Annotated in this window: 23 protein-coding genes; 9 read left to right on the forward strand and 14 right to left on the reverse strand. The window is 57.3% G+C overall.

Annotated elements, in window-relative coordinates:
* Positions 1–29 precede the first annotated feature (29 nt).
* The 4 genes from KZZ06_RS13250 to KZZ06_RS13265 all read right to left on the reverse strand — a co-directional run bounded on the left by KZZ06_RS13250 (position 30) and on the right by KZZ06_RS13265 (position 3,215).
* Positions 30–815 carry an ABC transporter permease gene (locus KZZ06_RS13250; protein ID WP_219580596.1) on the reverse strand — a complete coding sequence of 262 codons (786 nt, stop codon included), beginning with the start codon at positions 813–815 and terminating at the stop codon, positions 30–32.
* Positions 816–818: 3 nt separating this feature from the next.
* A complete protein-coding gene (locus tag KZZ06_RS13255) occupies positions 819–1,508 on the reverse strand; it encodes an ABC transporter permease (protein WP_219580597.1) in 690 nt (229 codons plus the stop codon).
* Between the two features lie 73 nt (positions 1,509–1,581).
* Positions 1,582–2,352, reverse strand: coding sequence for a transporter substrate-binding domain-containing protein (locus KZZ06_RS13260; protein WP_219580598.1), 771 nt, complete (start codon positions 2,350–2,352; stop codon positions 1,582–1,584).
* Between the two features lie 68 nt (positions 2,353–2,420).
* Positions 2,421–3,215, reverse strand: coding sequence for an ABC transporter ATP-binding protein (locus tag KZZ06_RS13265; protein ID WP_219580599.1), 795 nt, complete (start codon positions 3,213–3,215; stop codon positions 2,421–2,423).
* Positions 3,216–3,329: 114 nt separating this feature from the next.
* Between KZZ06_RS13265 and KZZ06_RS13270 the strand changes: the two genes are divergently transcribed.
* Positions 3,330–4,223: a LysR family transcriptional regulator gene (locus tag KZZ06_RS13270; protein ID WP_219580600.1), complete on the forward strand. Its 894-nt coding sequence runs from the start codon at positions 3,330–3,332 to the stop codon at positions 4,221–4,223.
* A 47-nt stretch (positions 4,224–4,270) separates the two neighbouring features.
* Here the strand turns inward: KZZ06_RS13270 and KZZ06_RS13275 are convergent, their stop codons facing one another.
* The 4 genes from KZZ06_RS13275 to tgt all read right to left on the reverse strand — a co-directional run bounded on the left by KZZ06_RS13275 (position 4,271) and on the right by tgt (position 9,903).
* Positions 4,271–4,621, reverse strand: a complete 351-nt coding sequence (locus tag KZZ06_RS13275) for an HU family DNA-binding protein (protein ID WP_257884353.1) — start codon at positions 4,619–4,621, stop codon at positions 4,271–4,273.
* A gap of 264 nt (positions 4,622–4,885) precedes the next feature.
* The gene (gene lon / locus KZZ06_RS13280; RefSeq protein ID WP_219580601.1) at positions 4,886–7,294 is read right to left on the reverse strand and encodes an endopeptidase La; all 2,409 of its coding nucleotides are present in this window, start codon (positions 7,292–7,294) and stop codon (positions 4,886–4,888) included.
* A 276-nt stretch (positions 7,295–7,570) separates the two neighbouring features.
* The gene (locus KZZ06_RS13285; protein WP_219580602.1) at positions 7,571–8,668 is read right to left on the reverse strand and encodes an alkene reductase; all 1,098 of its coding nucleotides are present in this window, start codon (positions 8,666–8,668) and stop codon (positions 7,571–7,573) included.
* A 107-nt stretch (positions 8,669–8,775) separates the two neighbouring features.
* Positions 8,776–9,903: a tRNA guanosine(34) transglycosylase Tgt gene (gene tgt, locus KZZ06_RS13290; protein WP_219580603.1), complete on the reverse strand. Its 1,128-nt coding sequence runs from the start codon at positions 9,901–9,903 to the stop codon at positions 8,776–8,778.
* A gap of 110 nt (positions 9,904–10,013) precedes the next feature.
* Between tgt and KZZ06_RS13295 the strand changes: the two genes are divergently transcribed.
* The 7 genes from KZZ06_RS13295 to tpiA all read left to right on the forward strand — a co-directional run bounded on the left by KZZ06_RS13295 (position 10,014) and on the right by tpiA (position 15,789).
* Positions 10,014–10,907 (forward strand): SPFH domain-containing protein, encoded by an 894-nt coding sequence (locus tag KZZ06_RS13295; protein ID WP_219580604.1) that lies wholly within the window; start codon positions 10,014–10,016, stop codon positions 10,905–10,907.
* The gene (locus KZZ06_RS13300) at positions 10,907–11,185 is read left to right on the forward strand and encodes a hypothetical protein (protein WP_219580605.1); all 279 of its coding nucleotides are present in this window, start codon (positions 10,907–10,909) and stop codon (positions 11,183–11,185) included. Before KZZ06_RS13295 ends, KZZ06_RS13300 begins: the two co-directional genes overlap by 1 nt.
* A 138-nt stretch (positions 11,186–11,323) precedes the next feature.
* A complete protein-coding gene (gene rimK / locus KZZ06_RS13305; RefSeq protein ID WP_219580606.1) occupies positions 11,324–12,706 on the forward strand; it encodes a 30S ribosomal protein S6--L-glutamate ligase in 1,383 nt (460 codons plus the stop codon).
* 88 nt (positions 12,707–12,794) lie between these two features.
* Positions 12,795–13,157: an SUF system Fe-S cluster assembly protein gene (locus KZZ06_RS13310; RefSeq protein ID WP_219580607.1), complete on the forward strand. Its 363-nt coding sequence runs from the start codon at positions 12,795–12,797 to the stop codon at positions 13,155–13,157.
* Positions 13,158–13,249: 92 nt separating this feature from the next.
* On the forward strand, positions 13,250–14,461 hold the full coding sequence (locus KZZ06_RS13315; protein ID WP_219580608.1) for a glycerophosphodiester phosphodiesterase family protein: 1,212 nt from the start codon (positions 13,250–13,252) through the stop codon (positions 14,459–14,461).
* A gap of 127 nt (positions 14,462–14,588) precedes the next feature.
* Complete coding sequence (locus KZZ06_RS13320) at positions 14,589–14,933, forward strand: iron-sulfur cluster assembly accessory protein (RefSeq protein WP_219580609.1); 345 nt, start codon at positions 14,589–14,591, stop codon at positions 14,931–14,933.
* Positions 14,934–15,039: 106 nt separating this feature from the next.
* The gene (tpiA, locus tag KZZ06_RS13325; RefSeq protein WP_219580610.1) at positions 15,040–15,789 is read left to right on the forward strand and encodes a triose-phosphate isomerase; all 750 of its coding nucleotides are present in this window, start codon (positions 15,040–15,042) and stop codon (positions 15,787–15,789) included.
* A gap of 109 nt (positions 15,790–15,898) precedes the next feature.
* On the opposite strand, the gene KZZ06_RS13330 is transcribed toward tpiA, so the two are convergent.
* From KZZ06_RS13330 to KZZ06_RS13350, 5 genes are all read right to left on the reverse strand, one after another.
* The gene (locus KZZ06_RS13330) at positions 15,899–17,275 is read right to left on the reverse strand and encodes a TRAP transporter large permease (protein WP_219580611.1); all 1,377 of its coding nucleotides are present in this window, start codon (positions 17,273–17,275) and stop codon (positions 15,899–15,901) included.
* A gap of 4 nt (positions 17,276–17,279) precedes the next feature.
* Positions 17,280–17,960 (reverse strand): TRAP transporter small permease, encoded by a 681-nt coding sequence (locus KZZ06_RS13335; protein ID WP_219580612.1) that lies wholly within the window; start codon positions 17,958–17,960, stop codon positions 17,280–17,282.
* A 112-nt stretch (positions 17,961–18,072) separates the two neighbouring features.
* Entirely contained in the window at positions 18,073–19,074 is a 1,002-nt protein-coding gene (locus tag KZZ06_RS13340) for a DctP family TRAP transporter solute-binding subunit (RefSeq protein ID WP_219580613.1), read from the reverse strand.
* A 248-nt stretch (positions 19,075–19,322) separates the two neighbouring features.
* Positions 19,323–20,552 carry a sigma-54 dependent transcriptional regulator gene (locus KZZ06_RS13345; RefSeq protein WP_219580614.1) on the reverse strand — a complete coding sequence of 410 codons (1,230 nt, stop codon included), beginning with the start codon at positions 20,550–20,552 and terminating at the stop codon, positions 19,323–19,325.
* A complete protein-coding gene (locus KZZ06_RS13350; protein ID WP_219580615.1) occupies positions 20,549–22,303 on the reverse strand; it encodes an ATP-binding protein in 1,755 nt (584 codons plus the stop codon). The genes KZZ06_RS13345 and KZZ06_RS13350 overlap by 4 nt, the downstream gene beginning before the upstream one ends.
* A gap of 60 nt (positions 22,304–22,363) precedes the next feature.
* Between KZZ06_RS13350 and KZZ06_RS13355 the strand changes: the two genes are divergently transcribed.
* Positions 22,364–23,545, forward strand: a complete 1,182-nt coding sequence (locus tag KZZ06_RS13355) for a cytochrome P450 (protein WP_219580616.1) — start codon at positions 22,364–22,366, stop codon at positions 23,543–23,545.
* Between the two features lie 7 nt (positions 23,546–23,552).
* On the opposite strand, the gene KZZ06_RS13360 is transcribed toward KZZ06_RS13355, so the two are convergent.
* Entirely contained in the window at positions 23,553–24,014 is a 462-nt protein-coding gene (locus KZZ06_RS13360) for an Lrp/AsnC family transcriptional regulator (protein WP_219580617.1), read from the reverse strand.
* Positions 24,015–24,100 lie beyond the last annotated feature (86 nt).

Here is a 24,100-nt window from a genome sequence, read left to right on the forward strand (position 1 = left end):
AATTGTGATTGCGCCTTGGGACAGGATGTTCAGGCGGCGACCCTTGCGGCACCCGGTGCCGGCGTTTCGCGGGGGCGCAAATGACCAAGAAAACGCTTTTCGGCCAGCCTGAAGGCGAATGTGATCAGGAACACGATTGCCATGTAGAATACCATCGCGGTCAAGAAACCTTCGTAGGCCAGATAGTAGCGGCCGTTCAGCCAGCGGCCCACGCCCAGCAAGTCTTGCAATGTGACAGTGCTCGCGATGACCGATCCGTGCAACGTAAAGATCACCTCGTTCGAATAAGCGGGCAAGGCGCGCCGGAAAGCGTTCGGCAGAACGACCAACCGCATCCGTGTGAATGGTGACATGCCGCAGGCCTTTGCCGCCTCGACTTCGCCGTGTGGTGTCGCCTCAATCGCGCCACGCAGGAATTCAGTTGTATAGGCGGCGGTGTTCAACGTGAACGCAATGATCACGCACCACCAAGGGCTGCTCAGGATCGGATCCCATAGAAAGCTGTCCTGCACGGCCTTGAACTGACCCAGACCGAAATAGAACAGATAGACCTGCACCAGCAAAGGTGTGCCGCAAAAGACGTAGGTATAAATCCGTATGGCCGGGCTTATAACCGGTTTGCGATAGGCCCGCGCGATGGCCAGCGGTACGGCGATCAGGCCACCCACAAGCAGCGCCAGAAACGTCAGTTGCAACGTCACCAATGCGCCATCAAAGAAGCGACCCAAGTTGTCGTAAATAAGGATAAAATCTATCGGTGATCGGGTTTCACTAAAGCTTTGGAGGTACTCAAGAAAGCTGCGTTCGTTTTCCATGGGTTACGCCTTTCTCACGCCAGCGGCGTATTTGCGGTCGACCATCCGCAGCAGGACATCCGAGATGGCGGTAATGATCAGATAGATCACCATAACCGTGACCATAAACGTAAAGAGTTGGTGCGTTGACCTGCCGGCGGAAAAGGCATTCCACACCAGATCATGCAGACCAATGACCGACACAAGCGCGGTGGATTTCACAAGAACCAGCCAGTTATTGGTAAAGCTTGGCAGGGCAAAGCGCACCATTTGCGGCCAGGTTACGATCCGGAAAATCTGCGAAGGCGTCATTCCGACCGCCATCGCGGCCTCGATTTGACCGCGTGGGATGGCCATGATCGCACCGCGAAACGTCTCGGCCATATAGGCCCCGAAAATAAAGCCGAGGGTCAACACCCCTGCGACAAACTGGTTAATCTCGACATAGCCCCAAAGGCCGGTGAGGCTGCCGATCTGGGTCACAAAGGTCTGACCGCCAAAGAAAATCAGCATCATCAACACAAGGTCAGGCACGCTGCGTACAAACACCGTATAGATGTTGCCTGCACGCCTTAGACCGCGTCGGGGTGACAGCTGGGCAAAGGCACCGATCAGGCCCAGAACAATCGACAGCAACAAGGACAGCACAGCAAGCGAGATCGTGACAAATGTGCCTTCGATCAATATCTGCCTATATTCGTAGATCACATCCATGCGCTACCCGCCCATCAGAGTTCGGTGGCGGCAGGAGCATGAACAGCCCCTGCCGCGGTAAGTGTCTGCAGGATTATTTGCCGTAAATATCAACGTCGAAATACTTGTCGTTGATCGTGGCATAGGTGCCATCGGCGCGGATCGCGGCAATCGCAGCGGTCAGTTCGCCAGCAAGCGGGTCACCTTTGCGTACCGCGATGCCCGTGCCTTCACCCAAACATTCCGCGTCATCCACATCGGGGCCGTAAAACGCAAACCCTTTGCCTTGATCCGTGTTCAGGAACCCGTCCAGCGCGCCCAGCGTGTTGTTCAGCTGCATATCAAGACGGCCTGTCACGAGGTCCGCGAACACGTCCTCTTGGGTGTTGTAAAGACGCAGATCCGCCTCGGGAAATGTCTTTTCGACGTGGCATTGCAGCGTGGTGCCGCGCAGAACGCCGATCTTGACCCCCTTGGTGCCCTCGGGCGTCATATCGAACGAGGCACCTTCCTTGGCGATAAACCGCGACGGGGTAAAATAGTATTTCTCGGAAAAATCGACGCGCTTTTTGCGGTCTTCGGTGATCGACATAGACGCGACAATGGCATCGTATTTTTTGGCGACCAGCGCGGGGATCATGCCGTCCCATTCCTGTTCGACCAGTTCGCATTCGCGGTTCAACTCTTCGCAAAGCGCCAACGCGATATCAATGTCGAACCCCGACAATGACCCGTCAGCCTCTTTTTGCGAAAAGGGAGGATACGCCCCCTCAACCCCGACGCGGAGCGCATCTGCAGACGCCATTGTGCCGACCAGCGATGCGGCCCCAACGATTGAAGCGATAAGTGTATTTTTGATTTTCATGGTTCTGTTCCCTTGTCTTTGTTTTATTTGGTTTTTTGTGGCGGCATGAGCGGCAATGCCTCTGCCAGTTACTGTCGTGTCGTCGACAAAAACTCCTTGAAACGGGCGGATTGTGGATCGTTGAACATCTGCGCCGGATTGCCCTGTTCCTCGATCAGACCTTGATGAAGAAAGATCACCTCGGACGACACATCGCGGGCAAATGCCATTTCATGGGTCACCACCACCATCGTACGCCCTTCTTCGGCTAACGACCTGATAACTTTCAGAACTTCACCCACAAGCTCTGGGTCCAGCGCCGATGTCGGCTCGTCGAACAGCATGACTTCCGGCTTCATCGCAAGGGCGCGGGCGATGGCTGCGCGCTGCTGCTGGCCACCGGAAATATGGGCAGGATAGTAATCGCGGCGCTCATACATGCCGACGCGTTGCAGCACCTCATTGGCGTGTTCAATCGCCTCGGCGCGCGGCTGATTTAACACATGGATCGGGCCTGCGATCACGTTTTCCAGCACGGTCATGTGGGACCATAGATTGAAGGATTGAAACACCATCGCCAGACGGGCCCGAATACGTTCGACCTGTCTGGGGTCAGAGGGGCTGCTGACGCCGCGTCTGTCTTTGGTCATCTTGATGTCTTCACCATGAACCGAGATCAGCCCCGATGTCGGCGTTTCCAGCAGGTTAATACAACGTAATAGCGTGCTTTTGCCTGATCCTGACGACCCCAACAACGAAATCACATCTCCTTCACAGGCCTTTAACGAAACACCTTTAAGCACTTCGACGGAACCGAAGGATTTATGAAGGTCGCTCACGACAAGCGATGCGTTCGGGTCGGCAGAGAGGGCAGTTGCGGGCATGCAGGGTCCAATGCGTCGAGGAGAATTAGAACTGCATTGATGTTAGCGTTCGTACGGCGTGCGGAAAAACGCGTTTAACTTGCTCTCAGCGAAGGTTTTACCTACGCTGGATTTATGGAAAATTCCCTTCGACATCTAAATGCGCTCCGCGTTTTTGAGGCTGCTGCCCGACATTCCAGTTTTGCCAAAGCCGCCGGCGAGTTGAACGTGAGCCACAGCGTTGTCAGCCAGCACATTCGTAATCTCGAGCTTTGGTTCGGCACCGATTTGTTTATCCGGCACGGCAATCGTGTCGAGCTAAGCGATGATGGCCGCGACCTGCGTCCGCAGATTGCCAGTGGCCTGCAAACCCTGACCGATGCCAGCGAGACGTTGTTGCGTAAAACACGCTCGGGCACGTTGGTCGTCAGTGCCGAACCGGCGCTGGCGTCACTTTGGCTGCGCAAACAGATCACTGAATTCTGCCGTCTTTTCCCACGGATCGACGTTGATTTGCGCCCTGCTTGGACGCCTGCGCAGGTCGGCGAAGGCCATGCCGATCTGATCATTCATTTTGCAACGCGTATGCCGCAAAGCGGGGTCAAGAAAGACAACATGTTCGCGCTGGATGGCTACCCCGTGGCCACGCCGCAGGTCCGCGACAGGCTGCTGAGCGAGAACGGTCAGATCGATTGGGATGTCGCCGGGCTTGTCCATGACAATGGCAAGGAAACCTGGCACAAGTGGTATGCAGCGCATCAACCCGAGAGTGCGGGATGGCGTAAAGGAAAGGTGTATTCGGACCTATCGCTCGCCATTGATGCTGCCGTCGATGGCGAAGGCATCATCCTCGCGGATGATATCTTGTGCCAACGTGAAATTGCATCGGGTCAACTAGTACGTTTGGATGATCGCACAGTCAGGTGCGTTTGGTATCAAATCGCCTTGGACAAGGAGACGTCGAAATCCGCCTCATCGTCGTTCTTCAAGGATTGGTTGTTGGAACAAACGAAAGATCGTCGTGATTGAGACAAGGATCGGTCGCACGCACGGTTTTCTTTGCCGCAGGGCGGCGGTTAAGAATCCGAGCTGTCCGTATTGATCCCTGCCCCCATACGCGGCGCGGGTATGGAATTTACCTGACGCACTTTCACACGCATCATTTTACCGTTGCTTAGGCCTTTCTCGTTCAAAACCTTGATTTTACCCATCGGTAAAAGGTTCAGTTCGCGGCTGTCTGACAACGCCTCGCCCAGAACCGAAAGCATCGCCTCGATCACCGGTTTGGCGTCTTTTTTCTTGATACCTGATCGCTCGACGACCAGATCGATCAGCTCTTTCTTGCGCATCACCGGGCCAATAATCACCGGGCGCGGGCCATCAGGGTTCGGCCCATCCGCAGGGGTGGAAGGCGTGATTTGGGGCATTTTCACCGGCTGTCTGGCCTGAGTGTTCGGGCCGACGGCCGACTTTCTAGGGCTCGGCTTCGGCTTAATAGGTTTCGCTGGACTGCTCATGAGACGCTCCCCGCCGTTTTGTTGCTTTGTAACTTTTTAGCGCTGCTCGAGAGGAAAGGCCAGCATTACAGGTGCAATGGGGCACGTGAGAGATCACATTTCAACGCCCTGCCCCATAAAAATGCAGAAAGCCGCCCCGTTTCCAGGGCGGCCTTCTTTTACTTGTCAGCGTGATCAATGCGCGGTGGCACTGTCCCCGCTTGGGGATTTTTTCGCCAAGGCAGCTGCAGCTGCGTCCTCGGCCTCTTGATCCCATTCGATAGGCTCAGGCTGGCGTACCAGCGCGTGCTTCAACACCTCCGACACGTGCTTGACCGGGATGATTTCCAACCCTTCTTTCACATTGTCCGGGATATCCGGCAGATCCTTTTCGTTCTCTTCGGGGATCAAAACCGTGGTAATCCCACCGCGCAACGCGGCAAGCAGCTTTTCCTTGAGCCCACCAATTGGCATCGCATTCCCGCGCAGCGACACTTCGCCCGTCATGGCGATGTCACGCCGAACCGGGATTTGCGTCAGTACCGAAACAATCGACGTTACCATGGCCAAACCGGCGGATGGGCCGTCTTTGGGTGTGGCACCGTCAGGCACGTGCACGTGGATATCGATCGTGTCAAACTTGGGCGGCTTCACCCCGATTTGCGGGCTGATCGACCGCACATAGCTGCTGGCCGCGTCGATGGATTCCTTCATCACATCGCCCAGCTTACCAGTGGTCTTCATCCGGCCCTTACCCGGCAGGCGCAATGCCTCGATCTGGAGCAATTCACCCCCGACCGACGTATAGGCCAACCCGGTTACAACACCGATCTGATCTTCAAGCTCGGCCAAGCCATAGCGATACTTTTTAACGCCGAGGAAATCCTCGATGTTGTCAGCATTCACCGTGATGCTCTCGGCTTCTTTCTTGACGATCTTGGTCAACGACTTACGGGCCACTTTCGCGATTTCACGCTCAAGGTTCCGCACGCCAGCTTCGCGGGTGTAATACCGGATCATGCTGGTCAAGGCACTGTCTTCAATGGCAAATTCCTTTGCCTTAAGACCGTGGTTCTTGATCTGCTTGGCGACAAGATGCTGTTTGGCAATCTCGCGCTTTTCATCCTCGGTGTAGCCCGACAGCGGGATAATCTCCATCCGGTCAAGAAGCGGACCCGGCATGTTATAGCTGTTCGATGTGGTCAGGAACATCACGTTGGAAAGGTCATATTCGACCTCAAGGTAGTGATCCACAAATGTGGAGTTCTGTTCCGGATCAAGCACCTCGAGCATGGCCGACGCGGGATCGCCGCGGAAGTCCTGCCCCATCTTGTCGATTTCATCGAGCAAGATCAGCGGGTTGTTCGTCTTGGCCTTCTTCAACGCCTGAATGATCTTACCCGGCATGGAGCCGATGTAAGTCCGACGGTGACCACGGATTTCGGATTCGTCACGCACACCACCAAGGCTGATGCGAATGAATTCGCGACCTGTGGCTTTGGCAACGGATTTACCAAGCGACGTTTTACCCACACCAGGAGGGCCGACAAGGCACATGATCGGGCCTTTCAGCTTGGAAGACCGCTGCTGCACGGCAAGGTATTCCACGATGCGTTCTTTAACCTTTTCAAGGCCATAGTGATCATCGTCCAGCACCTGTTGTGCTTTGACCAAGTCCTTTTTGGTGCGCGACTTGACGTTCCACGGGATCGACAAGATCCAGTCAAGATAGTTGCGCACAACAGTGGCTTCGGCAGACATCGGCGACATATTCTTGAGCTTTTTCAGCTCCGCGTCGACCTTCTCTTTGGCCTCTTTGCTCAGCTTGGTTTCCGCGATGCGCGCTTCAAGTTCGGCCAATTCGCTTTTGCCGTCCTCGCCATCGCCCAACTCGGTCTGAATGGCTTTCATCTGCTCATTCAGGTAATATTCGCGCTGCGTCTTTTCCATCTGGGTTTTAACGCGGGTCTTGATCTTTTTCTCGACCTGCAACACAGACATTTCGCCCTGCATCAAGCCATAGACTTTCTCAAGACGCTCGGACACGGAAAGCGTTTCAAGCAAATCTTGCTTTTGCTCGACTTCGATGCCCAAGTGGCCCGCCACCAGATCAGCCAGACGCGCAGGTTCGGTCGCTTCCAGCACAGCTGTCAGCGCCTCTTCGGGCACGTTCTTTTTGACTTTGGAATAGCGCTCGAACTCTTCGGCAACAGTCTTGATTAGCGCCCGGGTGGTGGTTTCATCACCGGGGATTTCGCTCAAATACTCTGCCGTGGCTTCGAAAAAGTTATCGTTCTCAAGGTATTCAGTGATGCGCACACGCGACTGCCCTTCGACAAGTACCTTGACGGTACCATCGGGCAATTTCAGCAGCTGCAGCACATTTGCCAGCACACCTGTCTGAAAGATGCCGTCGGCATCAGGGTCATCCATGCCGGGGTCGATCTGGCTGGACAGCAGAATCTGCTTGTCGTCGGCCATCACTTCTTCCAGTGCGCGCACGGATTTTTCACGGCCCACGAAAAGCGGGACGATCATATGGGGGAACACCACGATGTCGCGCAGGGGCAACACGGGGTAGGATGCGTTCAGAGGCTCTAACATGCTCTTTTCCTTATACTGCAAGACGACGCAGGCCCCTATGATAGGCAACCAATTGGTCATCTCCTGTTCTAGATAGGGTATTTGGGGACCCTACCCGCCTGTTTCAATCCCCATGGTGCTACCGCCGTGCAAGGCTTGGCCACCTGATTTGGGTTTTTTGCCAGAATGAACCGCTATCAGCGGACAGACAAGCACGGATCGATTAATTTCCGGTCAAAAAGGGGTCGGAATGGGTGTTCCCGGCCCGCCCAAAGCGGCAGGCCGGAAAACCACAGCTTATTCGGCTGCGATTTCTTCCAAGAATGGATAATCGGTATAGCCTTCCTTGCCGCCGGCATAGAATGTCTTGGTATCACCCTCGTTCAGGGGGGCATCAAGTTCCAGACGCTTGGCAAGATCGGGATTGGCGATATAGGGACGGCCAAAGGCGATCAGATCGGCCTTGCCCTGCTCAACCGCCTCGATTGCCATATCGCGGTCGTACAGGTTGTTGGCCATATACACGCCGTCAAACAGCTTGCGCAGCTCGGCGATATCCTCACCTTGCTTGACGTCGCGCGACTGGCCGGTCGATCCTTCGACCATGTGCAGATACGCCAATCCGAATTTGTTCAACGCGCGGATCACATATTCGAACGTCTCTTGGGGGTTTTCATCGGCAATGTCATTCGCGGGCGAAAACGGCGACAGGCGCAGGCCGACATGGGCACCGTCCCATGCATTCGTGACGCCTTCCAAGACTTCAAGCAGCAGACGCGCACGGTTTTCAACAGAGCCGCCATAGGCGTCATCACGTTTATTGCTCGAAGTTTTCATGAACTGATCCAGAAGATATCCGTTGGCACCGTGTACCTCGACGCCGTCAAAACCGGCTTTCTTGGCCATCTTGGTCGCGTGGACATAATCTTCGACGATGCGGGGCATCTCGTCGATGTCCAAGGCACGCGGTTCTGACGTCGGAACCATCCCCTCGCCGGTGAAGGTTTTCATGTTCGCGGCAATCGCCGAAGGTGCCACAGGTTTCTGGCCGTTTGGCTGGATGTCCACATGGCTGATCCGGCCAACGTGCCACAGTTGGATGACGATCTTGCCGCCCGCCTTATGCACCGCATCGGTTACTTTCTTCCACGCGGCGACCTGCCCTTCGGTATAGATACCGGGGGTCTTGATATAGCCTTTGCCTTCGGGGCTGATTTGTGCGGCTTCGGTGATGATAATGCCGGCACCGGCGCGTTGGGCGTAGTATTCAACGTGCATATCGCCGACTTCATCCGTGTCGTTATCGGCGCGGCTGCGGGTCAGCGGGGCCATAACGATACGGTTCTTGGCCTCGATGGCGCCAACCTTCAACGGTGTAAATAATTCCTGCGTCATGGGATGCGTCCCTTCCTTGTCATTTCTTGTCTTCAACACCTAACTAAAAGACGCGCCGCAACAAGGATCGGTTCACAAGTTTATTTTTCGCGCCGCAGGTTGAAAAACTATATCGGCTCTATATCGCCCTGCGCCCTTTGCGCATGGAAACCCGCCTGCCACGCGTCAAACGTGCCTGCGGCAATGGCCCCACGCATACCGGCCATGATTTCCTGAAAGTAGTGCAGGTTATGCCATGTCAGCAGCATACCCGAGATCATTTCCTGACTGCGGAAAACGTGGTGCAGATAGGCGCGGCTGTAGTTTGAACAGGCCGGGCATGTGCAGTCTTCGTCCAGCGGGCGCGGATCGTCGGCGTGGCGCGCGTTCTTGATGTTCACAACACCGTGACGCGTGAACACCTGCCCCGTACGGCCTGACCGCGACGGCAAAACACAGTCCATCATGTCAATCCCGCGTGCGACGGCACCGACGATATCGTCGGGCTTGCCGACCCCCATCAGATAGCGCGGACGGTCCACGGGCAGCATGTCGGTCGCGAAATCAAGGCAACCGAACATCGCCTCTTGCCCCTCGCCCACGGCCAGACCGCCGACGGCATAGCCGTCAAAGCCGACGTCGATCAGCGCCTTGGCGCTTTCCTCGCGGAAGTCCTTTTCAAGCCCGCCTTGCTGGATGCCGAACAACGCATGACCCGGACGGTCACCAAAGGCATCACGGCTGCGCGCGGCCCACCGCATCGACAGACGCATGGATTCAGCAATCCGGTCGCGGTCGGCGGGCAATGCGGGGCATTCGTCAAAACACATGACAATGTCAGAGCCGAGCAGCTTTTGAATCTCCATCGACCGCTCTGGTGTCAGTTCATGCTTGGACCCGTCGATATGGCTTTTGAAGGTCACACCTTTTTCGGTCAGCTTGCGCAGGTCGGCAAGGCTCATCACCTGAAAGCCGCCTGAATCGGTCAGGATCGGTTTGTCCCAGTTCATGAACTTGTGCAGGCCGCCCAAACGGTCGATCCGCTCGGCCGTAGGGCGCAGCATCAAATGATAGGTATTGCCCAGCAAAATATCGGCACCTGTGGCCGCAACGCTTTCGGGCATCATCGCCTTGACGGTGGCGGCCGTGCCCACGGGCATGAACGCAGGTGTGCGAATTTCGCCCCGCGGGGTCGAGATGACGCCGGTGCGGGCTGACCCGTCGCGCGCCTGAAGATCAAATGAGAATTTTTCCATGACTGCGCCTATAAGATGTCGCGCAATCGCGTGCAATCACGATGGCACTTTGCTTTTGCCACCAGATCGCAGAAACTGCGCCCACGCGCATCTTAAAGGAGAGCCGCCCCATGCCCATCGAAGCCATTTTTTTCGATATCCTGCAAAGCAACCTGCCGCTGGTCCTTTTGGCCCTGCTGCTGATCATTCTGGTGGTCAAAGGGGTCAAGATCGTTCCGCAATCCGAACAGCATGTGGTTGAACGGTTCGGGCGCTTGCGGTCAGTTATGGGCCCCGGCATCAATATGATCGTGCCTTTTATTGATAAAATCGCGCATAAAATCTCGATTCTGGAACGGCAGTTGCCCACCGCCAGTCAAGACGCGATCACCCGCGACAACGTGTTGGTGCAGGTCGATACGTCGGTGTTCTACCGGATCACCGAGCCGGAAAAGACAGTTTACCGCATTCGTGACATTGATTCTGCCATCGCCACCACCGTCGCCGGCATCGTGCGCGCCGAAATCGGCAAGATGGATCTGGACGAGGTACAATCGAACCGCACCGCCTTGATCACCACGATCAAGCTGCTGGTCGAAGACGCAGTCGACAACTGGGGGATAGAAGTCACCCGTGCCGAAATTCTGGATGTGAACCTTGATGCCGCCACCCGCGCCGCGATGATGCAGCAGTTGAACGCCGAACGCGCCCGCCGCGCCCAAGTGACCGAGGCCGAAGGCAAGAAACGCGCCGTGGAACTGGCTGCCGATGCGGAGCTGTATGCATCCGAACAAACCGCCAAGGCCCGCCGCGTACTGGCCGACGCCGAGGCCTATGCAACACAAGTGGTCGCCACAGCCATTGGCGAAAACGGGCTGGAAGCCGCACAATACCAGATCGCCCTGAAACAGGTCGAAGCGCTGAACGCCCTTGGGGCCGGTGCGGGCAACCAGACGATTGTTGTTCCAGCCCAAGCGCTTGAGGCCTTTGGGGATGCGTTCAAACTGCTGAAAGGGCGCGGCTGATGTTGATAGATTATCTGACGCTGTGGTGGGTCTGGGTGTCGATCGCCCTGATCTTGGGCCTGATCGAGATTTTGCTGCCGGGCAACATATTTTTGGGCTTCGCGCTTGGGGCATTGGCCATGGTGCCGGTGGTATTGTTGCTGCCGGGGGCAAGCACGTCTTTGCTGGTTGCCATTTTTGCGGGATTGTCGCTGCTGTGCTGGATTATATTGCGCGCTGTGTTCCGCAGGCAATCCAGCGGTGCGCGGATCGTGACACATGATATTAACGAAGGTTAGGGTATCGGTACGACCGTCTCGGGGCTCAGCCCCGAACCCCGGGATGATTTACCATTTGGAAGCAGTATGACGCCTTGAGAGGTGCCATGTGACCTGTTAGTCGGCGGCATAAATGCGTTGGTCGTGGAGCCTTGTGGTATGGAAGAATTGAATTTCGGTTGGGAAGAGTGGATCGCCCTGCCAGACTTGGGGTTGCCGTCGATCAAAGCCAAGATTGATACAGGCGCAAAGACATCATCTTTGCATGCCCATGACATCGAAGTCTTTGGATCCGATGCCAAGCCCAAGGTGCGGTTCAATGTGCACCCCGTCGCCGGCAACGACGATATTGTCATCACCTGTTCCGCCCCGATCATCGACCGCCGCGAGGTGACATCATCGAACGGCGAATCCGAATTGCGCTATGTGATTTCGACCACCTTGGCCGTTGCCGGCCAAAGTTGGCCCATCGACATCACCCTGACCAACCGCGCGGGCATGGCCAGCCGGATGCTGTTGGGGCGTCAGGCCCTGACCGACCACATTACGATTTCTGCTACGGAAAAGCGTCTGCAACCCGAGTTGAGCTATGACGTGTATCATTCCGCAGCCGTGCGCCACACTGCACCGAAACGGGCGCTGCGTATTGCCGTGTTGAGCCGCGAGGCCGATAATTATTCGACCCAGCGGTTGGTAGAGGTTGGCGAGGCGCGCGGCCATACGGTTGAGGTCATCGATACCACACGCTGTTATATGGCGATCAACGCGATGGCCCCCGAAGTGCATTACGACGGCAAACGTCTGCCGCGCTATGACGCTGTGATCCCACGTATTGGTGCATCGGTCACGCCCTATGGCTGTGCGGTGATCCGCCAGTTCGAAACCATTGGCACCTATTGTGTGAACGGATCTGCCGGTATTCTGGCCAGCCGCGACAAGCTGCATGCGCATCAGGTGTTGGCCTCCAAGAAAATCGGGATGCCCACCACTGCATTTGCGGCGTCACCCAAGGACACATCGAACCTGATGGCGCTTGTGGGCACTGCACCGCTGATCGTGAAACTGCTGGAATCGACCCAAGGCAAGGGTGTCGTTCTGGCCGAAACCAAAAAGGCCGCGGAATCGGTTATCGACGCGTTTCGCGGGCTTAAGGCGAATTTTCTGGTGCAGGATTTCGTAAAGGAAGCCGCCGGTGAGGACATTCGTTGCTTGGTGATTGATGGCAAGGTTGTTGCCGCCATGAAACGCACCGGTGCGGATGGTGATTTCAGGTCAAACCTGCACCGTGGCGGATCGGCCAAAGTCGTACGGATTACCAAGCAGGAACGCGAAACCGCCCTGCGTGCTGCGCGCGCGTTCGGCTTGGGCGTCGCTGGCGTTGATCTGCTGCGCGCGGAAAGCGGGCCCAAGGTGCTTGAGGTCAATTCATCCCCCGGTTTTGAAGGGATCGAGAAGGCAACCGGCAAGGATATCGTCGGTATGCTATATGATATGGTCGAGGCACGGGTTAAACCGCAGCCGGTGCGCAAACGTAAGGGCTAAACACATGGTCTAAAGACGGACCTGCCCCTCTAGACGATGGGCGCGGCTATCCCTATATAAAGTGTCAGAAAAAGAAGTGAGGCACCCGATGACCGACAGCACCCAACCCCTAGAAGGTACGCCGCTGATTGCACCGTCTTCCACCGATCATCCGCTATATGAGCAGATCGTAGAGGCGTGCCGCACAGTCTATGACCCTGAAATTCCGGTCAATATTTACGAACTGGGCCTGATCTATACGATTGATATCAACCCCGAAAGCGAAGTGAACATCAAGATGTCGCTGACCGCACCCGGCTGCCCCGTTGCAGGCGAGATGCCCGGATGGGTTGCCGATGCGGTCGAACCCCTGCCCGGCGTGAAAACCGTCGATGTCGAACTGGTCTGGGAGCCACCGTGGGGCATGGATATGATGTCAGACGAAGCCCGTCTGGAACTTGGGTTTATGTAACGCCAGTTTCACAGGACCATCACCAAACCATCGCATGATTGTAACATCTGGCAGCGACATACGCGCCAGATGTTTTTTTATCTGGAGAGATCATGCGTATTACAACTGCCCTAACTGCTTTGGCCCTGCTGCCGTCCGCCCTTTGGGCCAGCGAACAAGCCATGCAAGCACCCGTCGAATACGGCCCGCGTCCGGCCTATTTGGTCGACAAGCTGCCCGAGGGTGCGCTGAAGGACAAGCTCGCGTCTTGCATGGGTCAAGCACCACAGCAAACCACGTTTTCGATCGGTCACCGTGGCGCGCCACTGATGTTCCCAGAACATACCGTTGAATCAAACGTTGCCGCCGCGCGGATGGGTGCGGGCATCTTGGAATGCGATGTTACCTTTACCGCCGATCACGAACTGGTCTGCCGTCACGCGCAGAACGATCTGCACACGACCACCAATATCCTCGTGTCCGATCTGGCTGACAAATGCACGGCTGGCTTTACCGCTGCTGCGGGCGACAGCGCTGCAAGCGCCGAATGCCGCACGTCCGACCTGACATTGGCCGAATTCCAGACGCTGACACCCAAGATGGACAGCGCCGACAAAACGGCCACCACCGCCGAAGAATACCAAGGCGGCGTTGCCCCCTTCCGTACGCAGCTTTACGTTGACGGTGCCCACCTGATGACACATGCGGAATCGATCGCATTGTTCAAATCTTTGGGCGCAAAATTCACACCCGAGCTGAAATCCCCTTCGGTCGAGATGCCGCATAACGGCTTTAGCCAAGAAGACTATGCGCAAAAGCTGATCGAAGAATACAAGAACGCTGGTGTGCCTGCTGCCGACGTTTGGGCGCAGTCGTTCAATCTGGATGACGTGCTGTACTGGATCAAGGCAGAGCCCGAGTTCGGCAAACAGGCCGTCTATCTGGTAGAATGGTCCGAAGGTTTTGACGAGCAGGACAAATCGACCTGGGCGCAGGATTTCGCGGCGCTTAAGGCACAAGGTGTGCAGTATCTTGCGCCTTCGTTGAACATGCTGTTGACCAATGACGGCGGCAAACTGGCAGCATCCGCCTATGCAAAGGCGGCCAAGGCGGCCGATCTGAAACTGATCGCATGGACGCTTGAACGCTCTGGCCCATTGGCCACGGGTGGCGGCTGGTACTTCCAGTCTGTGGGCGACATCATCAACAATGACAGCGATTATCTGGTAGCGCTTGATGTGCTGGCTCAGGATGCCGGCGTCGAGGGTGTGTTCTCGGATTGGCCCGCGACTGTGACCTATTACGCCAACTGCATGGGTCTCTGATCCCCTCAGGCATGAACGAAAACGGCAGGGCCGTCCCATAATTCGGGGCGGCCTTGTTCATTTTGCACGCTACCGCTTGAGAATGCGCCGCGAACCCCTTATCTTTGTCGTAACAGGAGTATCACAGATGTTCGCAATTCCCGGCAAGCAAGCAGTCACAATCACCCCCAAAGCCGCCACGCAAATCAGCAAGCTGATGACGCAGGCAGGCCATGCAGGGTTGCGTATTGGCATCAAAAAGGGCGGCTGTGCGGGCATGGAATACACCATGGAATACGTCAACGAACCCGACACAAATGACGAAGTCGTCGAACAAGACGGCGCACGGGTGTTGATTGCCCCGATGGCGCAAATGTTCCTGTTCGGAACCGAGATTGATTACGAAACCTCGCTGCTGGAATCCGGCTTCAAGTTCCGTAACCCGAACGTGACCGAGGCCTGCGGCTGCGGTGAATCGATCAAATTCGGCTAAACCACGCCCACCACGGGCCATGTTAACGCTGTCACCACCACCCTAGTCGTTGCCCCGTTCCGGCCCCGCTGCTATCCCGTTGCAAAACAACAAAAGGGATATCGCTATGCGCCGTAAACTTGCCGCCGGAAACTGGAAGATGAATGTCACGGCAGGCGCGCTGTCCGAACTGGTTGAACTGGCAAAGCAGGTAAACCCCGGCGACGCCGAAACCCTGATTTGCCCGCCTTCCCCCCTGCTCTACCTCGCCTGTGAAAAACTGCGCGGCACGGCCATCGCCATCGGTGCCCAAGATTGCCATGCGGAACCCTCGGGTGCTTTCACCGGCGACATTTCGGCCCCGATGGTTGCGGATACCGGTGCGACTTACGTGATCCTCGGCCATTCCGAGCGCCGCGATCTACACGCCGAAAAAGACGCCGATGTCGCCGCCAAGACGCGCGCGGCATGGGGCGCAGGCCTGACCGCCATCATCTGCATCGGCGAAAGCGGTGCCGACCGCGAAGCAGATAAAACCCTCGATATCATTGCGACCCAATTGCAAGGCTCCGTGCCCGACGCTGCCACGGGTGAAAATACCGTGATCGCCTACGAACCCATTTGGGCAATCGGCACAGGCAAAACCCCGACCTTGGACCAAATCATCGAAGTACATGATTTTATCCGCGCCCGCCTGATCGAACGGTTTGGCCAGCAAACCGCCGACGCAATCCGGCTGCTGTATGGCGGGTCGGTCAAACCCGACAATGCCGCCGAAATCTTTACCGCTGAAAATGTCGATGGTGCCCTTGTTGGCGGTGCCAGCCTCAAGGCCGCTGATTTTGCCCCCATCATCAAGGCCCTCACACAGGCTTGATCCTCGGCCTGATCTTCATTTTGCAAAATAAACTCACTGCACCACAGACGAAAAAGGGCGGCACGTCGATCTGACATGCCGCCCTTTTCTATTTTAAATCCGATACTTGCTAGCGAACCAGAATCTCCGGCCCCATCATCAGCGTCGGCAACCAAGTCGAGATGATCGGGATGTAGGTGATCATGATCAGGAACACGAACAGTACCGCGGTGAACGGCAACGCGGCCCGCACAACGCTCATCATCGGCATGTTCGCCACGCCCGAGGTCACGAACAGGTTCAGACCCACGGGCGGCGTAATCATCCCGATTTCCATGTTCACAACCATGATGATACCCAGATGGATCGGGTCGATGCCCAGCTCCATCGCGATGGGGAACACCAGCGGTGCGACGATGATCAACAGGCCCGATGGTTCCATAAACTGGCCGCCGATCAACAAGATCACGTTGACGATGATCAGGAACATGATCGGCCCGAAACCAGCGCTCAGCATCGCCGCCGAGATTTGCTGCGGGATTTGTTCGTCGGTCAGAACATGCTTCAGGATCAACGCGTTGGCGATGATGAACATCAACGTGACGGTCAGTTTGCCTGCCTCGAACAGGGTATCGCGCACGTCGCGGTGAAAGAACACGGTGATGAGCGCCGCGGGCTTGCGCAGCAGCGACAGGTTGTTGCCGTCGCCCTTGGTATGCAGCGGCCCCATATCGCGATAGACGAAACAGGCGATAAAGAACGCATAGACAGCGGCCACAGCGGCGGCTTCGGTCGGGGTAAAGATACCGCCATAGATGCCGCCCAGAATGATCACGATCAGCATCAGACCCCAGCCCGCTTCACGCCCCGAGGCAAAGACCTCGCCCCAGCCACGCCATTCGCCCTGTGGCAGCTTTTTCACCCGCGCCATGATGTAAATCGTCAGCATCAGCATGAAGCCCGCCATCAAGCCGGGGATCACCCCCGCCAGGAACATGCGGCCCACGGACACATCTGTGGCCGAAGCGTAAACAACCATCACGATGGAGGGCGGGATCAGAATGCCCAAGGTGCCTGCGTTGGCGATCACGCCTGCCGCGAATTCCTTGGTGTATCCGGTTTCGCGCATGCCTGCGATCACGATGGACCCGATGGCAACCACTGTGGCAGGCGACGACCCGGACAGGGCCGCGAACATCATACAGGCAAAGACACCCGCGATCGCCAGACCGCCCGGAAAATGCCCGACCAGTGCAATCGAGAACCGGATGATCCGTTTCGCCACGCCGCCTGTCGACATGAACGATGATGCCAACACAAAGAACGGGATCGCCAGCAGGGTATAATGCCCCGCCATCGCCTGAAAGAACGTTTGCGCAATTGATGCCAGCGACGAATCCGACAGCACCAGCAGGAACACGATGGATGAAAAGCCAAGGCTGACCGCGATGGGCAAGCCCAGCAGCATCAAGCCGACGATCATCAGAAATAGAACTAGGACTTCCATCCGCTTAATCTCCCGCGTTCATATGTTTGACGGCCTCGATATCGTCTTCGGCCTCGTGGCTGACGATCAGGCTGGTTGAGACACCGGTGAAAATCCGTACGCCCGCTTGGATAAAGCGGAACAATAGCAACGCCATACCGATGGGCAGCATCACATAGGGAATAAAGCGCGGCAGCTTTTCATAGGCTTCGCCCTCGTTCATCGACGCTTCGATAAAGCGCAGCCATTCCGGCATGGGCAGATCGACAGCCGAATACCATGCCTGATCACGGCTGTTCTCAAATCCGGTCGGGAACCAGCGGCCTGATGTGGCATCAAGCCCCGCAAAGGGTGCCCAGTAATCCCAAGCGCCCTTGAGCAAAAGCATCGCGTAAAAGATGCAAATCGCTGACGCGACCAAGGCGATGACGCGGCGGACGGGGGATGAGAACAGGTTGATAACGGCATCGACGCCCAGATGTGCAGTGACCTTAACGGCATAGCTCATCCCGAAAAGAACAAGCCACGCGAACAAAAAGGTCACGGCCTCAAGGCCCCAGATCAGGCCCGTGTTAAAGCCATAGCGCAAGACGACGTTGATGAAGGTGATGATCGTCATCAGGCCCAAAATCACGGCAATCGCCGTTTCCTCGAACTCGTGCACGATCCGGCCCAAGGCCGATGTGGGTTGGTATCCTGATGACATAAGAAAACTCCGCTTGAATGCAGAAAACTGGCACATACGACGAGGGGCGCGCCCCTGCTGCCAGATGAAAAAATGCCCCACCCAGGATGGGCGGGGCATTGATCAGATCGATTTAGTGCTTGGCGTTGATCGCTTGTGCGGCGTCGATGTTTTCCTGGCCCACATCTGCTGTGAACTCGGTCCAAACCGGCATCATCGCATCAACCCAAACCTGACGCGCGTCTGCGTCCAGCTCGATGATCGACGAACCCGCGTCCAAGATCGCTTGGCGGGCTTGTGCGTCAACTTCGCCAACGGCGGCGTTACGTGTGGTTGTGACTTCTTCCAGAATGGTCGCAAGCTGCGTGCGCACGTCGTCTGGCAGGCTGTTCCACCAGTCGGTGGATGTCACGACCATATAGTCCAAAACACCGTGGTTGGTTTCGGTGATACCGTCCTGCACTTCGAAAAACTTTTGGCCATAGATGTTGGACCATGTGTTTTCTTGGCCATCCACAACGCCGGTTTGCAGCGCGCCGTACACTTCGGAGAACGCCATTGGCTGTGGGGAAACGCCGATGGCTTCCATTTGGGCCTTGATCACGTCAGACGCCTGAACGCGGAATTTCAGACCATTTGCATCGGTTGGCAGGTTCAGCGGCTTGTTTGCCGACATTTGTTTCATGCCATTGTGCCAGAACTGCAGACCGGACAGGCCGCGGCGTTCCATCGATGCTTTCATCGCCTGACCTGTTTCAGAGTTCTGGAACTCGTCAACGGCGTTGATGTTCTTGAACATGAACGGAAGATCGAAGATGCGGAATTTCTTGGTGAACTGTTCGAATTTCGACAGCGACGGGGCCGCCAGTTGAACGTCGCCTTGCAGCATTGCTTCCAGAACTTGGTCATCGTTGTACAATGTCGAGTTCGGGAATACTTCCATGCAGGCTTTGCCGTTCATCTCGGCGTTCACACGTTCGGCAAGCAGGGTGGCGGCGATGCCTTTTGGGTGCTTGTCGGTGTTGGTAACGTGGCTGAATTTGATCAGAATTTCACCGTCATCACATGCGGCAGATACGGCACCTGCGCTCACGGAAAGGGTCAGCGCGACTGCGGCTGTTGTCAGGAATTTCATGTGGTGTCTCCTCCCAGAGAACTGATTTTAATGTCTCGGCAATCGGAGCGTCCGACTGCGGTGGCGGAAGTAGATCGTTAAATATGATAGCTCACAAGCCTGTTAAGGCCGCGCAGGTTTCACCCCAGAAAGCCGATTGTTTTCGGTGGATTAGCGGTATTTCACCGATCAGCATTAACCATTATCACGCGACGATGTGCGAAAACCCGCACGCACGCCAAAGCCGCTGTGCGGAAAACCGCACATATTCATCTACGGTAGTCTTCGGCCCGAATCCCGTAGCGGGTCAGCTTGTCATAAAACGTCTTGCGCGGCAGCTTCAGCGCCGATGCGGCGGCACTGGCTTGCCCGCCTGCCCGCTTAAGTGCTGCGCGCAACAGGGACTGTTCAACCTGCGCCATTTGTTCGGCAAGCCCCAGATCCGCATCGGGGGCCGCATCATCTGACACACCCATCACGAACCGCATCGCGGCCGACATCAACGCGCGTGCATTCCCCGGCCAATCGCGCGCCATCAACCCGGCAATCACCTGAGGCGATATCGGCGGCACCGACAGGCCCGATTGTTCAGCCGCCTGATCGGCATAGCGCCGAAACAGGATCGGAATGTCCTCGGGCCGCTCGGCCAGTGACGGGATGCGCACGGGCATCACCTCGAGCCGGTAATAAAGATCGGCGTGGAAACGCCCCTCGCCGACCATCGCCGACAGATCGTGGGTGCTGCCCGCGATCAGCCGCACCTCGGCGGTGTTTTCCAAGGCTTCGATCAGGGTCAGCTGCGTTTGTGCAGGCAGATGTGTGACCTCGTCCAGAAACAGACTGCCGCCGCCCGCAGCCGCCAACGCGTCGCTTAGATCAGCCGGAGACAATCCTTCGCCGGCGCGTTTCACAAACGGCGCTTTCGAGCGCGGAGAGGACAAATGGATAACCTCGGCCACCTTGGAAATCCCCGATCCGTAAGGGCCTGTTACCAACACCTCGGCGTCGGTGGTGGCCGCCCGCCGCACCTTGCTGCGCAGGGTTTCCGACAGAACAGAGCTGCCGAAAATCAGGCGCGCCGCCGGATCGCCGCTTTCGACCATCTGCAACAACCGACGGTTTTCCAACACCAGCGCACGGGTTTTCAACGCGCGTTCAACCACCGCCAACAAAGCCGCAGGCGCACAGGGTTTTTCCAGAAAATCGAACGCCCCTGCCTCCATCGCGCGGACGGCCATGGGAATGTCACCCTCCCCCGTGAGCAAGATCACCGGCAAATCGGGGTCTTGGTCATGGGCATATTGCAGCAGGTGAAAACCGTCGCGCCCCGGCATGCGCATGTCCGACAGGATGATGCCGTCAAACCCCGCTGTAATCTGGTCTTTTGACGCCACGAATGACCCCGCCGCAATCACATCGACACCTGCCAGTTCCAGCGTTTGGGCCAAGGCTTCGCGCACATGGGCGTCATCATCTACCAGCAAAACGGTTCTGCTCATGCTGCGGCCTCGGTCATCTGTGCGCGTTCAAGCCGCACAGAAAACATTGCCCCGCCGTCGTCAAGGTTCTTACCGCGAATTTTCCCGCCCAGACTTTGGACAATGCCGTAGCTGATCGACAAGCCCAGCCCCATGCCGCTGCTGCCGCCGACGGATTTGGTCGTGTAGAACGGATCGAACACCTTGTCGGGCATTTCGATCCCCGGACCTGTGTCCATGAACTGCACCAATACCGCGTCGGTCCAGTCGATATGGATCGTCAGCTTGCGCGTCTGTGCATCGGCCATGGCGTCTGCGGCATTGGTGATCAGGTTCACGAACACCTGACTTAGCCGGACCTCGCCGCCGCGCACCCACACAGGCGCGTCCGGCGGGGTATATTCCAGTGTCACACCGGCCTTGGCCAGATAGCTTTGGGTCAATTCAATCGCGCTTGCGACGACACGCGTCACGTCAACTTGGGTCTGGGGCACGCTTTCTTGTCGGGCAAATGCGCGCAGGTTCTGGATAATCCGCGCCATGCGATCAGCCATCTGAGAAATCCGCGACAGATTTTCGGTCACCCGCTCGGGCTTGTCGCGGGCCATGAACTGACCCGCGTTTTCCGCATAGGATTTGATCGCCATCAGCGGTTGGTTCAGCTCGTGACTGATGCCCGCCGACATTTGCCCCAACGCCGATAACTTACCCGCCTGCACCAGATCGGCCTGCGCGCGGCGCAAGGCGGCTTGGGCCTCTTCACGCTCGGCGGCCTCGCGGCGCAGTTCGGTGTTGCTGGCGTTCAGCGCGGCGGTGCGTTTGGCGACCTGACGTTCCAGTCTGACGTTCGCCTGCGACAGCGCACGGCGGCGTTCGGTTGCCAGAAAAAGCAGCGCGCCAAAGGCCAGACACAGCGCCGCCACCGCAGCCGCCTGCGACAGCGCCAAGCGGCGTGCGGGCGCGACGTCCAGCAGCACCTCGCCAATGAACCCCACGATGGGCAGCGGCGTGGTCAGATGCAGCGCCTCGTCCGGCAGATACGGGCCCCACCCCATCTGCCATATCTCATGCCCGTTGACCGACCCGGCCTTGAACGCCAACGCCGCGCCGTCGGGCGGGATCAGGCCCAATGTGCCTTTGGGGCGCTGCCAGAACAACATTTCCGACCGATTAGAGATCTGCACAACGCCAGCGTCATCGGTAAAAAACGCCGTCGGGTTGCTGCCGCGCCAGCCGTAATCGATGCCGTTCAGATCGGTCGACACAACCACGGCCCCCTGAACCTGACCGGCGTCATCAAACACCGGTGCTGCGTGGAAATAGGCGCGGTCGGTCAGCGGGAGACTGGGCCCGTGCCCCCAGCCAAGTGCCCCCCGCAACGCACGCCCCACGATGGGCAGGTCAATCAACACCTCGCCCGGCGCGCTGCGGGGGGATGCCAGAACACGGCCCGCCATATCAACCACGCGCACATCCAAGGCCGCCGATTTATCCGCCACATCTTGCAAGAAATCACGTGCGGTGCCCCGTGCCCTGCCCTGCAATACATCGCTGACCTGTGGGTGATCTGCCAGAAACACCGCCAAATCGCGATACCGCTGCAACTGCGCCACCAAACGGTCGCTGGCCACGGACAGATCGGCCTTGCCCCGCGCACTAAGCTGGTTCAGCCCCTGCCAATAGGCATAGCGCCAGACCCCTGCTGACAGGGCGGCGATGACCATCAAAAATATCAACCACGTCGCGATGCGACGACCAAGTCCGGTGTTCATTCTCACAATTTGGCACAGACCGGCTTGCAAAGACCAGAGGGCGCGGTATTCCTGCGGCGTATGAAAACCTTTCTCCAATCCCCGCAAGACCCTGATTTCGTGCAAAATCCCTATGCGGCCTATGCCCGTGCACGCGCCGATGGTCCGGTGCAGTATTGGGATGATTACGGAATGCTGGCCGCCTTTGATGCCGCCACCGTGCAGGCATTGTTGCGCGACAGGCGGTTGGGCCGCGAGATTCCCGTCAATCAGCGCCAGCCTGTCGCGGCGCATCTGGCCGATTTTCACGCGGTCGACCAACATTCGATGTTGGAGCTGGAACCGCCCACCCACACACGCCTGCGCGGCCTTGTGTTGCGGGCGTTTACATCACGCCGGATTGCGGGACTTGCGCCCGAGATCGAGGCGATTGCCGCTGAATTGCTGGCCACCCTGCCCCACGGCCCGTTTGATCTGATCCCTGCCTTTTGTACGCAATTGCCCGTGCGCATCATCGCGCGACTATTGGGTGTGCCCGAGGACATGTGGCCCGATCTTTTGCGCTGGTCCAACGCCATGGTTGCGATCTATCAAACCGGCCGCACCCGCGCGGTTGAGGACGCGGCCAACAGCGCCGCCGCCGATTTCACGGCGTTTTTGCGCGGCTATGTTGATCAGCGCCGCACGGACCCGCGCGATGATCTGATCACGCAGTTGATTGCCGCCGAAGAAGATGGCGAACGCCTAAGCACGGACGCGCTGATCGGGACCTGCATTTTGCTGTTGAACGCCGGGCACGAGGCAACGGTGCATGCGCTTGGCAACGGGGTCGCATGCGCGCTGGCAAATGAAACACCTTTGGCCGCATTTCAGCCCGATACCATCGCCGCCACAACCGAAGAAATCCTGCGCTATGATCCGCCGCTGCATGTGTTTGAACGCTTTGCCTATGAGGATATCGATCTGAACGGTATCATCTTGGAAAAAGGCAAGAAAATCGCGCTGGTGCTGGGGGCTGCGGGGCGTGATCCTGCGGTGTATCCAGACCCCGATCGCTTTGACCCGACGCGTCCCGTGAAACCCCATGCGGCCTTTGGCGGTGGCCTACATTTCTGCGTCGGTGCACCCTTGGCACGGCTTGAGATGCAGATCGCCCTACCCGCATTATTTGACCACGTGCCCCGCCTGCGGCTGGCCGAGGTGCCGCGCTATGCGAACACCTATCATTTTCACAAACTCGAACGTCTGATAGTCGAGATTTAGATACGGCCTAAAGCGGCAACATGGTCGTCGACTTGATCTGCTCCATCGACAAAAGCGCGGTTACATTATGCACCCGCACCTCTGAGATTAGGGCCTGATAGAACGCGTCATAGGCGCGCGCGTTCTTGACCCGTACCTTTAGAATATAGTCGATGTCGCCCGCCAAACGGTGTGCTTCCTGCACCTCGGGGCGGTCTTGCAGCGCCTTTAGAAACGCCGCCTGCCATTCGGCCTCGTGCTCGGATGTGCGGATCAGGACAAAGAAACACGCCTCGAACCCCAAGGCTTCGGCGTCCAGCACAACCGTGTGCTGCCCGATCACACCCGCCTCGCGCAATTTGCGAATCCGGTTCCAAACGGGCGTCTTGGAAGACCCTACTTCACGGGCAATATCGTCCAAAGATTGGCTCGCATCCCGTTGAAGCTGCGCCAATATTTTCCGATCCACCTCGTCTATCCGAACGTCCATTCTGCGTATCCTTTGGTTTGTGGTCTTCTGTTCTGCCTTAGCTGTGAATTAGAACGTATGTTCTTATATGTCCAGACACCTAGCGC

Source organism: Sulfitobacter sp. CW3, from assembly GCF_019392245.1.
Taxonomy (GTDB): domain Bacteria; phylum Pseudomonadota; class Alphaproteobacteria; order Rhodobacterales; family Rhodobacteraceae; genus Sulfitobacter.